This is a genomic window from Nocardia amamiensis NBRC 102102 (genome assembly GCF_001612745.1).
GTDB lineage: Bacteria > Actinomycetota > Actinomycetes > Mycobacteriales > Mycobacteriaceae > Nocardia > Nocardia amamiensis.
On record NZ_BDBA01000262.1, the window covers coordinates 1 to 12,529 of the forward strand.

12 protein-coding genes and 1 pseudogene are annotated in these 12,529 nt (G+C 69.2%); 9 read left to right on the top strand and 4 right to left on the bottom strand.

Annotated elements, in window-relative coordinates:
* Positions 1-252: 252 nt before the first annotated feature.
* From alr to tsaD, 6 genes are read left to right on the top strand one after another with little or no spacing between them, the layout of a single operon-like run.
* Positions 253-1,395 carry an alanine racemase gene (gene alr, locus NA4_RS34230; protein WP_067479582.1) on the top strand — a complete coding sequence of 381 codons (1,143 nt, stop codon included), beginning with the start codon at positions 253-255 and terminating at the stop codon, positions 1,393-1,395.
* Positions 1,392-2,480 carry an alpha/beta fold hydrolase gene (locus tag NA4_RS34235; RefSeq protein ID WP_067479583.1) on the top strand — a complete coding sequence of 363 codons (1,089 nt, stop codon included), beginning with the start codon at positions 1,392-1,394 and terminating at the stop codon, positions 2,478-2,480. Before alr ends, NA4_RS34235 begins: the two co-directional genes overlap by 4 nt.
* Entirely contained in the window at positions 2,473-2,925 is a 453-nt protein-coding gene (gene tsaE, locus NA4_RS34240; RefSeq protein ID WP_067479585.1) for a tRNA (adenosine(37)-N6)-threonylcarbamoyltransferase complex ATPase subunit type 1 TsaE, read from the top strand. Before NA4_RS34235 ends, tsaE begins: the two co-directional genes overlap by 8 nt.
* 54 nt (positions 2,926-2,979) lie before the next feature.
* The gene (gene tsaB / locus NA4_RS34245; protein ID WP_067479587.1) at positions 2,980-3,672 is read left to right on the top strand and encodes a tRNA (adenosine(37)-N6)-threonylcarbamoyltransferase complex dimerization subunit type 1 TsaB; all 693 of its coding nucleotides are present in this window, start codon (positions 2,980-2,982) and stop codon (positions 3,670-3,672) included.
* A gap of 2 nt (positions 3,673-3,674) precedes the next feature.
* Complete coding sequence (rimI, locus tag NA4_RS34250; RefSeq protein ID WP_067479589.1) at positions 3,675-4,184, top strand: ribosomal protein S18-alanine N-acetyltransferase; 510 nt, start codon at positions 3,675-3,677, stop codon at positions 4,182-4,184.
* Positions 4,181-5,224: a tRNA (adenosine(37)-N6)-threonylcarbamoyltransferase complex transferase subunit TsaD gene (tsaD, locus tag NA4_RS34255; RefSeq protein ID WP_067479591.1), complete on the top strand. Its 1,044-nt coding sequence runs from the start codon at positions 4,181-4,183 to the stop codon at positions 5,222-5,224. Before rimI ends, tsaD begins: the two co-directional genes overlap by 4 nt.
* 294 nt (positions 5,225-5,518) lie before the next feature.
* On the opposite strand, the gene NA4_RS34260 is transcribed toward tsaD, so the two are convergent.
* Entirely contained in the window at positions 5,519-7,063 is a 1,545-nt protein-coding gene (locus NA4_RS34260) for a DUF7159 family protein (RefSeq protein WP_067479593.1), read from the bottom strand.
* A gap of 583 nt (positions 7,064-7,646) precedes the next feature.
* On the opposite strand from NA4_RS34260, the gene groES reads away from it, so the two are divergent.
* On the top strand, positions 7,647-7,946 hold the full coding sequence (gene groES, locus NA4_RS34265; protein ID WP_014981824.1) for a co-chaperone GroES: 300 nt from the start codon (positions 7,647-7,649) through the stop codon (positions 7,944-7,946).
* A gap of 138 nt (positions 7,947-8,084) precedes the next feature.
* The gene (groL, locus tag NA4_RS34270) at positions 8,085-9,695 is read left to right on the top strand and encodes a chaperonin GroEL (protein WP_067479595.1); all 1,611 of its coding nucleotides are present in this window, start codon (positions 8,085-8,087) and stop codon (positions 9,693-9,695) included.
* A 209-nt stretch (positions 9,696-9,904) separates the two neighbouring features.
* Here the strand turns inward: groL and NA4_RS34275 are convergent, their stop codons facing one another.
* The 3 genes from NA4_RS34275 to NA4_RS34285 form a co-directional block, all read right to left on the bottom strand.
* Positions 9,905-10,156, bottom strand: coding sequence for an RskA family anti-sigma factor (locus NA4_RS34275; protein ID WP_067479594.1), 252 nt, complete (start codon positions 10,154-10,156; stop codon positions 9,905-9,907).
* Position 10,157: 1 nt separating this feature from the next.
* Entirely contained in the window at positions 10,158-10,733 is a 576-nt protein-coding gene (locus NA4_RS34280) for a sigma-70 family RNA polymerase sigma factor (RefSeq protein WP_040774592.1), read from the bottom strand.
* A gap of 506 nt (positions 10,734-11,239) precedes the next feature.
* Positions 11,240-11,533, bottom strand: a complete 294-nt coding sequence (locus NA4_RS34285) for a WhiB family transcriptional regulator (protein WP_067479596.1) — start codon at positions 11,531-11,533, stop codon at positions 11,240-11,242.
* Positions 11,534-12,165: 632 nt separating this feature from the next.
* On the opposite strand from NA4_RS34285, the pseudogene NA4_RS34290 reads away from it, so the two are divergent.
* Positions 12,166-12,529, top strand: a pseudogene (locus NA4_RS34290) (hypothetical protein); the annotation flags it as partial.

A 12,529-nucleotide genomic window follows, 5' to 3' on the forward strand; every position in this document is an offset into this window, starting at 1 on the left:
GCCCTCGACGCCGCCCCCGCCGGAGCCCCCATCTCGGCGAGCCTGCTCTCGGCCCACGTCCGCCCCGCGATCGGCGTCCTGCGCCGCCTCGCCCATCCGTTCTGACCTGGTAGGGAGCCAGTCGCGCCGGGTCGGGCGGGTCAACCGGCTGCGACCGGAACCCAGCGCGCCAATAGACTCGACCAAAACCGACCGCAACTCCCGCGCCACCCGACTGGTACGCCGGAAGGCCCGGAGAGGCGGGGAACCGGAATACGCGGAGAGGCGGACAGCACTGCCGTGAGTGCGCAAGTGGAAACGGTCATCGATCTGGACGCGATCGCCCACAACGTGCGGATCCTGCGGGAACACGCAGGGGACGCGGGGGTGATGGCGGTGGTGAAGGCCGACGGCTACAACCACGGCGCGGTCGAGGTGGCCAGGACAGCATTGGCGGCGGGGGCGGCCGAGCTGGGTGTCACGACAGTGGCCGAGGCGGTGCAGCTGCGCGCGGCGGGGATCACCGCGCCCGTCCTGTGCTGGCTCAACAACGCGGACGCGGACTTCGCGGCCGCGGTCGAGGCCGATGTCGAGATCGGTGTCTCCTCGCCGGCACATCTGCGTGCGGTCGAGGCCGCGGCCCGCAAGACCGGACGCACTGCGACGGTCAGCGTGAAGGTGGACACCGGCCTCAATCGCAACGGTGTAGTGCCGATCGAATACCCGCAGGTCCTGACGCCGCTGCGCGCGCTGGTCGACGAGCAGGCGGTGCGGTTGCGCGCGATCTTCTCGCATCTGGCGCACGCCGACGAACCGGAACACCCCAACAACGACGTGCAACGCGCCCGCTTCCTGGAAGCGATCGCCGCGGCCAAGGAGCACGGCCTCGAACCCGAGCTGGTGCACATCGCCAACTCCGCGGCCACCTTGACCCGCCCCGATCTGGCCTTCGACCTGGTCCGGCCCGGCATCGCCGTGTACGGCCTGTCCCCGATACCCGATGACGACTTCGGCCTGCGTCCGGCGATGACGTTCCAGGCCAGGGTCGCGCTGGTCAAGCGGGTCGCGGCGGGGGAGGGCGTCTCGTATGGACACCAGTGGATCGCACCGCACGACACCACCGTCGCGCTGGTCCCCGCGGGCTACGCCGACGGCGTGTTCCGTACTTTGAGCGGTCGGTTCGACGTCTGGCTCGGCGGTGCTCTGCGCCGGAACGTCGGCCGGGTGTGCATGGACCAATTCGTCGTGGATCTCGGTGACAACGCGGCGGGCGTCCAGGAAGGCGACCCCGCGATCCTCTTCGGCACACAACCGCATGCCCAGGATTGGGCGGACCTACTCGGCACCATTCACTACGAAGTGGTGTGCTCGCCGCGCGGCCGGGTCACCCGGCGTTACGTCGGCGGCGCTCGATGAGCCCGTTCCGGATGACCCCGCTGCGCGGCGGGTTGGCCACCGCCGGTGTGGTTGGCGCGCTGGCGGGAGCACACGCGCTGCGTCGTGCCGGCGCGCGTGTGCTGTGGCCCGCACGGGGCGACGACTACCGCGACGAGAACTTCGCGCTGATCGATGCCGACCGCGCGGGCACGGTACTCGCCGACGACGGCGTGCCCTTGGCCACCCGGACCTGCGGACCCGATGACGCGCCGGTCACTGTGATCTTCCTGCACGGCTTCTGCAACAGCATGCAGTCCTTCCACTTCCAGCGCCGCGATTTGGAAAGGCTTTGGGGCGCACAGGTCCGCATGGTTTTCTTCGATCTGCGCGGGCACGGCCGCTCCGGTACGCCGAGCACCGAGAGCTGCACCGTCGCCCAGCTCGGCCGCGATCTCGCCGCCGTGCTGACGGCCACAGCGCCGACCGGACCGGTGGTCCTGGTCGGGCATTCGCTGGGCGGAATGGCCATCCTCGCGGCTGCGGCACGCTTTCCGGAGTTGTTCGCGGCCAGGGTGATCGGGATCGCGCTGCTCTCGACGACCGCGGCGGAGGTCACCGCGACCGGCATCACTCAGCTGCTGCGCAACCCCGCGATCGACGGGTTCCGGCTGGCCGTGCACGCCTCGCCCGCCCTGGTACAGGCCGGCCGCGCCACCGCGCGCCACGTGATCGCGCCGATCCTGCACGTCAGCTCGTTCCACGGCCCGGTGAGCCCGACCCTGTCGCGCTTCACCACGCTGATGATCGATCGGACGCCGGTGGAAACCATCGTGAAGTTCCTGCATGCCATCGAACTGCACGACGAGTCGGCGGCGTTGCCCGTCTTGGCCGACACACCGGCCTTGGTGCTCGGCGGCGGTCACGATCTGGTGATCCCGTTCCGCAATTCCCGTGCGCTGGCCGCGGCATTGCCCGGCAGCGAGCTGATCCGGCTGGAGGGCGCCGCACACATGCCGCACCTGCAGTACCCGGATATCGTCAATGCCGCGCTGGACCGGTTGCTGGTGCGCGCGGGCGCCATCGACCCGATGCTGGGCGACGCCTCGGAGGTGGCCGGTGGCTGAACCGGGGCAACGGGTGCTGCCCACCGTCGCCGACACCGAAGCCCTCGGCCGCGAACTGGCCGCGGGCCTGCGCGCCGGTGACCTGGTGGTGCTGGACGGGCCGCTCGGCGCGGGCAAGACCGCGCTGACCCGCGGCATCGCCGAAGGGCTCGGCGTGCAGGGCCGGGTCAGCTCGCCGACATTCATCATCGCTCGTCAGCACCCGGCCGGGCACCGTCCGGGCGCGCCCGCGGTGCCCATGGTGCATGTGGACGCCTATCGGCTCGGCGGCGACCTGGACGAGCTCGACGCCCTGGACCTGGACACCGATCTGCATCAGGCGGTGGTCGTGGTGGAGTGGGGCCGCGGGGTGGTGGAGCACCTCACCGAGCGGCATCTGCGGGTGCTGTTGGCGCGCGAGCCGGATTCGGATGTGCGCACCGCGATCTGGGAATGGGTGGGTTAGCTAGAAGGTAGCTCGCATCGGTGGCGCCGACCACCCGGTATCGTTAGGCCAATCATGCTTGTACTCGCCGTCGACACCGCGACACCCGCCGTTACAGCGGGACTCGTGGACCTGGATCAGGGCGCCGACGCGACCGGCCCCGTCCAGGCACGCACCATCGCCTCCCGGGTGCGGGTCGACCCCCGCGCCCATGCCGAGGTACTCACCCCGCAGATTCTCGAATGCCTCACCGAGGCAGGTCGTTCCAGGACCGATATCGCCGCGATCGTGGTGGGCGTCGGTCCGGGCCCGTTCACCGGCCTGCGCGTGGGCATGGCGACGGCGGCCGCGTTCGGTGACGCGCTGGGCATCCCGGTGTACGGGGTGTGCAGCCTCGACGCGATCGCGGCGGACGCCGCGGTGGAGCTTCCGCCGACCGGCGAGCTGCTCGTGGTGACCGACGCGCGTCGGCGGGAGGTGTACTGGGCGCGATATCGCGAAGGCGCACGCGTCGCAGGACCCGAGGTATGCAAGCCGACCGATCTGGACGCAGGATCGGCCACGGCCATTGCCGGATCCGCTTCGCACGTCGACTTCTTCGATCTTCCCGTGCTGCCTGCTGAGACACCCTCGCCCGCCGGGTTGGTGCGCGTCGCTGCGGCCGAGTTGCTGGCCCGCACCGTTCCGGAGTCGCTTGTTCCGCTGTACCTGCGCAGGCCGGACGCCGTCGAGAACGCCTACCGCAAGCTCGACCGGACGGGGGCGTGACAATGGTGGCTGTCCGAATCGAACCGATGGCACCCGCCGACATCGCGCGCTGCGTCGAGCTCGAGCAATTGCTGTTCCCGGAAGACGACCCGTGGGCCGCGGTGGCGTTCCAGTCCGAGCTGGCCGGGCCGCACAACCGCTACATCACCGCGCGCGACGACGACGGGCGAATGGTGGGCTACGCGGGCATCGCCCTGCTGGGTGATGCCGAACACCCCGAGGCCGAGGTGCACACCATCGGCGTCGACCCGCGCTGCCATCGCGCGGGCATCGGCACGCTGCTACTGGAGGCGTTGCTCGCCGAGGCGGGCAGGCGCGGTGGACCGGTGTTCCTGGAGGTCCGTACCGACAACGCGCCCGCGATCGCGCTCTACGCCAAGCACGGATTTCACATCATCGGACTGCGCAAGAACTACTACCACCCCAGCGGCGCCGACGCGTACACGATGCGCCGCCCCGCGCTGGCCGGCGCGGAGCGGGCGTGGCGTACACCGGACGAGGTGCTCTCGTGATCATCATGGGAATCGAAAGCTCCTGCGACGAAACCGGTGTCGGCATCGTCCGCAGGAATGCCGACGGCACCTGCGAACTGCTCGCCGACGAGGTCGCCTCCAGCGTCGATCAGCACGCCCGCTTCGGCGGCGTTGTCCCCGAAATCGCCTCGCGCGCACACCTGGAGGCGATCGTGCCCGCGATGCGCCGCGCACTCTCGGCCGCGGGTATCGCCAAGCCGGACGCGCTCGCCGTGACGATTGGCCCGGGCCTGGCCGGTGCGCTGCTGGTGGGCGTCGCGGCAGCGAAAGCGTATGCGGCGGCGTGGGATGTGCCGTTCTACGCACTCAACCATCTCGGCGGGCACGTCGCGGTGGACACCTTGGAGCACGGGCCGATGCCGCCGTGCGTCGCGCTGCTGGTCTCCGGCGGGCACACCCATCTGCTGCACGTCACGGATCTGGCCGAGCCGATCGTCGAGCTGGGCAGCACGGTCGACGACGCGGCGGGGGAGGCATTCGACAAGGTGGCGCGTCTGCTCGGGCTGGGCTTTCCCGGTGGTCCCGCGCTGGATGCCGCTGCGGCGACCGGTGATCCGCACGCCATCGCGTTCCCCCGGGGCATGACCGGACCGCGCGACCCGCGTTACGACTTTTCCTTCTCCGGCCTCAAGACCGCGGTGGCCCGCTACGTGGAGGCGGCGCAGCGCGATGGCATCGCCGCCGACGATCTGCCCATCCCCGATATCGCGGCGTCGTTCCAGGAGTCGGTCGCGGATGTGCTCACCTTGAAGGCGGTGCGCGCCGCCGAGGACGTCGGCGTCGGCACCCTCGTGCTCGGCGGCGGCGCGACGGCCAACTCGCGGATCCGCTCGATGGCCGAGGAGCGTTGCGCTGCCGCCGGTGTGACCCTGCGCGTGCCCAAGCCGCGGTTGTGTACGGACAACGGAGTGATGATCGCGGCGCTGGGCGCACACGTAATCGCCGGTGGCGCAGCGCCGTCGCCGCTGACGGTCGCCACCGACCCGGGCTTGCCGGTGTCGATCAGCCTGGTGCGCTGAGCTGAGACGGCGTCCTCGAAACCTCCAGCACAGCGTGCAGGCATCGGCGGACGCGCGGGTCCAGCACCGGCGAACATGGGTGACTCGTCGGGTACGCCCAGACCTGAAACTGCACGAACGCGGGACCTGAACGAAAACCCGCGTCACCCGGCTGGTACGGCCTGAAGACGCGGAGTGGCGGGGGAGCACACCCAGAACTGCAGCGGCGCCGACGCGAAATATCGCGTCACCAGCGTCGTACGGCCTGGAGACTCGGAGAGGCAGCGGCGCACGGCCCGGAGAGCAGGGGGAGCGTCAGTTCGGTGTGGTGAGCAGTTCCGGGACGAACTCGGTGTCGGCCGCCGACCCGGAGTTCGCTCGTGGAAGCAGCGGTAAGCGCGACCGCGCTGGGGCTTGGGCCGGTCCCGAACCCGTGTCGGGCGCGGCGGCCCCGACTGGTGTGTCCCCGTTCCCGCTCGGCTCCGCATCGGTCGAAGCGCCCAGTGGCGCATGGCGGTTGCCGAGCATCGGGCCGAGCAGTTCCGGGAACGGGATCGGCGGGAGGTTCGGGTCGGGGCGCAGGGTGGGCTGGGTCGGCGTGATCGACGGGATTCCGGTGCCGCCTGCCCCTGCGGCGCTGGTCGGCGCGATGCTGCCGGTGGGTCGAACGGTGCTGTCCTGGTCGCGGCCGTTGGTGGTGCTCGCCGGGGTCGGCGGCGGGGCGGGCACCGGCGTCGGCAGGTGGGAGGCCGTGCTCGTGGTCCCCGCTGGCGAGACCTCGTCGTCCGAGGTCGGCGCGAACGTCTTCACGCCGTAGCCGACGATCAGGCCGACGACCACGATCGCGCCGGCCAGGGTGCCGAACACCTTGGTGAACGTCCCGGCGGGTGCGTCGCCGCCGAGCCCGCCGACCGGGAACACCGACGGCTGCACCGAATCCGCGACCAGCGCAGCGCCTTTCGCGGTCACCGCCTCCGGGTCGGGCACGGTGAACACCGGCACGTCCAGGACGGCGGTCAACCTGTCGAGCACCGCGGGAATGTTCGCGCCGCCCCCGATCACCGCGACCGCCTCCGGTGGCCGCGGTGCGCGAGCGAAGGCGGCGGTGACGAACACCGTCAGGTCGCGCAGCAGGTCGGCGATCAACTCTTCGAAGTCGGCCCTGGTCAGCTTCAGCGGGCGGCCGGCGACATGATCGATGGTGACCGCGGGCGCGACGGACAGGTGCTCCTTGGCCGCGCGGCCGCGGTTGGTCAGCATGCCGCGGTTCGGGCGGGTGCCGCGCCGGGCGAAGTGCAGGTCGACCAAATGGTGGTAGATCAGGTCGTCGATGACCTTGCCGCTGACGGCCGCGGTGCGATCGGAGCGCAGCAGGGAGCCGTCGGTGAGGTCGGCGACGGTGACAGTGAGCCCGGATGCGCCCAGGTCGACGATGGCTACCGTGTCGTACCGGTCGAGCAGACCCGTGTACCGCAGATAGGTCAACGCGGCGGTGCCCTCCGGGATCAACCGCAGATCACGCTGTTTCCCGGTGGCCGAGCGGATGATCTGCGCCTGCTCCTTGGTGCGGTAGGCGACCGCGACGCTGGTGGGCGGGCGCCTGGTCCCGGACTCGAAATCGCGTGGCACACCGGCGAAGCGCCCACCGACCGGCGGGACAATGTCGCGCGGCGGCGCAGTGGTCGGCAGCTGGGTGGTCATCAGCTCGATCGAGGACGCCACCAGGTCACCGAGGTCGGAATGGGCCGCGTCAGCGGAGACGACGCGGTAGTCGAAGCTCTGCGCGCCGTTGGGTGCAGTGGCGACCAGCGCCGAGCACACGACCTCGGTCCCGGCCGAGATGCCGAGGGATGTTCGCATGTTCACCTCCCTTCGAGCGGATGGTCGTGGTATGGCCGACCATCTCGAATGAACTGCCGGACCGCAGTGTGGATGACGCGCGATCCTGGCCGGGAATGGAACCGGCCCTCGTCCGGGTGAGGTCGCGGGGACCGGCCATGGATCACGTGGGTTGCTCTCTGGTGAAGCTGATGGTGCGACGATGGTGCTGCGGCGCTGCGTGTTTTCTGCGCCGCCGTGGTATTGCGCATGGCCTCGACGTCGCCGATTGGTGACGAACGACAAGGCCCGGCAGCGACCGTCGTCCATAGTGTCACATTCCGTTATCCGAACGTTACTGTTTTCCCGAACTGATCGCCAAGCCGCGAGCGCCATCGGGCGCGCCGTGCGAAGTTGGCACCGCCCAGCCTTGAGCGCTGGCACTCTCGTGTATAGAGTGCTAGTCGGCACTGTGCAGTGCTTGTGCCAGCAGCGTGACTACTGAGCAGGGGTCCCGGCACCCGCGACGACGGGGCTATGCCCAGGGTCAGCATCGTGACCGAACCGATGAGTCCGGGACAACAGTTCCGGGCGACCGACATCCCCTGAAAGTGGAGGGCTCAACGTGGCGAGCGTGAACATCAAGCCGCTCGAGGACAAGATCCTCGTCCAGGCCAACGAGGCCGAGACGACGACGGCCTCCGGCCTGGTCATCCCCGACACGGCGAAGGAGAAGCCGCAGGAGGGCACCGTCATCGCCGTCGGCGAAGGACGCGTCACCGACAAGGGCGACCGCATCCCGGTCGACGTCAAGGAGGGTGACACCGTCATCTACAGCAAGTACGGCGGCACCGAGATCAAGTACCAGGGCGAGGAGTACCTCATCCTGTCGGCGCGCGACGTGCTGGCCGTCGTCACCAAGTAGCCGATCAGGCACGCATGCGTTCCGCCCCGGTGTCTTTCGTGACCCGGGGCGGAGTGCGTTGCTAGCGCCTTCGGCGTATTGCCTGGCGTGGTTTCGACAGACCACCCGCAGCGCCGCGAACCCAAGGAGCAAAAACACATGGCAAAGCAGATCGAGTTCGACGAGAAGGCTCGTCGGGCTCTGGAGCGCGGTGTCGACAAGCTCGCCGACGCGGTGAAGGTCACCCTCGGCCCGCGCGGGCGCCACGTGGTACTCGCGAAGGCCTTCGGCGGCCCGACCGTGACCAACGACGGCGTCACCATCGCGCGCGACATCGAGCTGGAGGACCCGTTCGAGAATCTCGGCGCGCAGCTGGTCAAGAGCGTCGCCACCAAGACCAACGACGTCGCGGGCGACGGCACCACCACCGCGACCGTGCTGGCCCAGGCACTGGTCCGCGCCGGCCTGAAGAACGTTGCCGCCGGCGCGAATCCGATCGCGGTCGGCTCCGGCATCGCCAAGGCCGCCGACGCGGTCTCCGAGGCGCTGCTCGCGCTGGCCACCCCGGTCTCCGGCGAGCAGGCCATCGCGCAGGTCGCAACAGTGGCGTCCCGGGATGAGCAGCTCGGCGAGATGGTCGGTAAGGCGCTGACCACGGTCGGCAAGGACGGCGTCGTCACCGTCGAGGAGTCCTCCACGCTGCAGACCGAGCTCGTCGTCACCGAGGGCGTGCAGTTCGACAAGGGCTACCTCTCGCCGTACTTCGTCACCGATGCCGACAGCCAGCAGGCCGTCCTCGAGGACGTGTTCGTCCTGCTGCACCGCGAGAAGATCAGCTCGCTGCCGGACTTCCTCCCGCTGCTGGAGAAGATCGCCGAGAGCGGCAAGCCCGTGCTGATCATCGCCGAGGACATCGAGGGCGAGGCACTGTCCACCCTGGTGGTCAACGCGATCCGCAAGACGATCAAGGCGGTCGCGGTGAAGGCGCCGTTCTTCGGTGACCGCCGCAAGGCGTTCCTCGACGACCTGGCCGTCGTCACCGCAGGCACCGTGGTGAACCCCGACCTGGGCATCACCCTGCGCGAGGCGGGCATCGACGTGCTCGGCAAGGCGCGTCGCGTCGTCGTCACCAAGGACGACACCACCGTCATCGATGGCGCCGGTTCCGCAGCGGACATCGAGGCCCGCGTCGCGCAGCTGCGCCGCGAGATCGAGGCCACCGATTCCGACTGGGATCGCGAGAAGCTCGAGGAACGGCTGGCCAAGCTGGCCGGTGGCGTCGCGGTGATCAAGGTCGGCGCGGCCACCGAGACCGCGCTCAAGGAGCGCAAGTACCGCGTCGAGGACGCGGTGAGCGCCGCCAAGGCCGCCGTCGAGGAGGGCATCGTGCCCGGTGGTGGCACCGCTCTGGTGCAGGCGAGCGGCAAGCTGGCCGAGCTGCGCGACGCGCTGTCCGGTGACGAGGCGGTCGGCGTCGAGGTGGTGCGCACCGCGCTGCGGGCGCCGCTGTACTGGATTGCCACCAACGCGGGCCTGGACGGCGCCGTGGTGGTCAGCAAGGTGGCCGAGGGCAAGGAGGGCTTCAACGCCGCCACCCTCACTTACGGTGACCTGCTCACCGACGGTGTCGTCGACCCGGTGAAGGTGACCCGCTCGGCCGTCGTGAACGCGGCGTCGGTCGCGCGCATGGTGCTCACCACCGAGAGCGCCGTGGTCGACAAGCCTGCCGAGGAGCAGAACAACCACGGCCACCACGGCCACGCGCACTGAGCGGGAACCGCTCGGGCAAACCAGCAGACAAGGCCCCTCGGACCACGCGGTTCGGGGGGCCTTGTCCGTGCCCACGACCTGACGTCTGTGACTACCGGGGTATTCCGAAGCTCGACACGCTGTCTGGCGCGGAACCGGACGTCGATCCTGGCGGTTCGACTGCTACGGGTCGGCGCGCGCGGAGCAGGAAGCCGTGGCGGAGGCCGGATTCAGCTGGCGACCGGTGGCTGCTGCGCGGCGATGGCCGCAAGTAAGCGAGCACGCAGCGACGGCGGCGGGGTGACCGCCGCGGCTGTGGCGAATGTGGAGAGAGCTCTTTTGCTGTCTTTCACCTGCTCGGCGAACTCCGCGCGTAGCACGGGGTCCTCGCTGTCGAGCAGCTCCTGGACTTCGTGATGGTCTTCGTCGTCGATCGATCCGAGCGCGACGGCGTGCGCGAGATCGATCTGTCGTTCGTTCATCTCACGTCACCCCCAAACTTCTTTTCAGTCGTGTCAATCCGTCCCGAATCCGGGACTTCACCGTAGGTAACCCTACGTCGAGGTAGGTGGCCACCTCCGCATAGGTTCGCCCGCCGTAGTAGGCGAGCGAGATGGCTTCCCGCTGGGTCTCGGTCAGGGTTGCAAGACCGGCCAGGACGGCCTGTTGCTCGAACCTGCGCTCGACCTCTTCGGTGACCTCGTCGAATTCGTTGCCGAGAACCCGGATCCCATAGGCGACTTCGCGTTGGGTGTGGGCCTGTTCGGCGCGGACCCGGTCGACGGCGCGCCGGTGCGCGAGCGTCATCAACCACGTGACCGCCGAACCCTTCGCCGGGTCGAAACTCGCGGCCATCCGCCAGATCTGCAGATAGACCTCCTGTGTGGTCTCCTCCGCGTATCCCGGATCATGCAGCACCCGCAACACCAGACCGAAGACGCGCGCACATGTCCGGTCGTACAACTCGGCGAATGCTTCCTGGTCGGCGTGGCCGCATCGATGCAAAAGGGCGGCGAGCTCGATACTTTCGGCTGCGCGTGCCGTAACCGCAGAATCCACCGAAGGTGGGAAGGCTTCTCTTCGGAACGAGTCGCCCTCTGCGGCTGGCGGCCGCGTTGTCACAACGCTCCATTCTGTGTCATCGGTCACTACCGTAGCGCGTCGCTATGGCCTCCCTTCCGGTGGGGTACCCGCCCACTGACCGTAGGCCGACGGGGTCGCGAAAAACTGCGACACGCCGGACATCTCGGAAGGAAAACACGCCGTGACCCGCTGTGCCCGACCGGCGGCACTCCCGGGGCCCTTCGTGGTCGCGCAAGCTACCCGCTTACCGGCCCGTCGCTCGCATCGCCGAGCGTGCCCGCGACATGCCGAACCCCACAGCCCTGGACCGTACGCCACGGCGGCCGGCTGATCGATGGTGACCGATCGGAACCCACGCGCCGGTCCCCGACGCTGAACCGATCACCGTGTTGCGTGCGCGGCTCGGCCGGGGGTTGTTGCAGTGGCCCGCTGTTTGCTAGGCATTCGACGCCCGGTGGCGTGCGGATGGGAGGCGATTCGGCTCAGACGGCCATGCGGCGGCGGCTACGCCGCGCGTGCATCTCGCGCTCGGTCTCCGACATGCCGCCCCAGATGCCGTAGGGTTCGCTGACTTTCAGCGCGTGCGTGCGGCACTGCATGAGCACCGGGCAGGTGCGGCAGATCTCCTTGGCGCGCATCTCGCGCGCGGTGCGGGCTCGGCCACGCTCGCCATCGGGATGGAAGAACACCGCGGAATCCTGCCCGCGGCAAGACCCTCGCATCTGCCAATCCCAGACATCGGCGTTAGGTCCCGGAAGGTGGGTCGGCATGGGCATGGTGAACTCCTCGTGGTGCGAGCTCGTCAGCATTGTCGAGCAGTTGTTCTGCAACAGTTGTGGGCCACAGCGCCGTGTCGGCGAGGGTGCCCGGGGGCTCGCCCTTCGCGGTCGCTGCAATTTCGCGCGGCGCCGTCCGTGGCGATGAGCTACGTTAGGTCCAGCCGCGAAATTCCGTCAATAGTTCGGCGCAGCAGTTTTCCAAATCTCGCGCTGCCAAATTTAACCTCCGGACTGTTTACTTTTCGTGTTGGTTCCGGCGATACTGTTCGGTTGGCCGGTGGTCCGTAGCTCTCTCATGCGCCAGGCATAACCGAGTTTGCGCAGGTAGAGGCTATTTCGATGGCCGAGCGGCGCCCCATGGTCCGATGTCGGCCGTATGGCGGCGAGCGCCCCTGCCCGCTCCGGCGTTCGCGCCGTGCGGATCGGAGATGGCGGAAACGGGGCGGGCAGGTTAATTACACGAAACACGCATGAATTCCCGGGGTGGGCGCTCGGCGATTGCCGGACCGAGATTTACCTAATGGCAACATGGCTTCGGCGACGAAATGCCGGGAGGTTGCCAGCGGGCTGCTGTCGATCTTCCCCTGACCCGGCCCTGCTCGGGCAGGGGATAGAGTGCGCCCGTGTTCATGCCCGCTCCGCTGGAAGATCCTTGTCTCACCGTCCTCGCCGAGGCCGCCTTCGGAGCCGATCCCGGCCGTCCCGCCACCGAGTTGCCGCCCGCTTCGGACGCGCTCGGCTGCTGGTATCGCGCGGTGGTTCTCGGTGGCCAGGGCCGCTACGCCGCGGCCAGGGCCGAATTGCGCAAAGTATGCAACCACAGCGCCGACCCGGTGCTCCTCTCACTGGCGGGAAGTACAGAAGGGTCTTTTCTGCGCCAACTCGGCCGGCATGAGCGCGCCTCGGCCTCGGACGGACGGGCCGCCGCGCTGATCCTCGCGACCGATGCCGCGACCGAAGCCGTCGCGACCGGTAGCGCCCACGGCGCCCACT

Bases quoted from the DNA above. Each gene is read 5' to 3' on its own strand.
- NA4_RS34235 (WP_067479583.1), top strand. From the start codon at position 1,392: ATGAGCCCGTTCCGGATGACCCCGCTGCGCGGCGGGTTGGCCACCGCC.
- tsaB (WP_067479587.1), top strand. From the start codon at position 2,980: ATGCTTGTACTCGCCGTCGACACCGCGACACCCGCCGTTACAGCGGGA.
- rimI (WP_067479589.1), top strand. From the start codon at position 3,675: ATGGTGGCTGTCCGAATCGAACCGATGGCACCCGCCGACATCGCGCGC.
- NA4_RS34260 (WP_067479593.1), bottom strand. From the start codon at position 7,063: ATGCGAACATCCCTCGGCATCTCGGCCGGGACCGAGGTCGTGTGCTCG.
- groL (WP_067479595.1), top strand. From the start codon at position 8,085: ATGGCAAAGCAGATCGAGTTCGACGAGAAGGCTCGTCGGGCTCTGGAG.
- NA4_RS34275 (WP_067479594.1), bottom strand. From the start codon at position 10,156: ATGAACGAACGACAGATCGATCTCGCGCACGCCGTCGCGCTCGGATCG.
- NA4_RS34285 (WP_067479596.1), bottom strand. From the start codon at position 11,533: ATGCCCATGCCGACCCACCTTCCGGGACCTAACGCCGATGTCTGGGAT.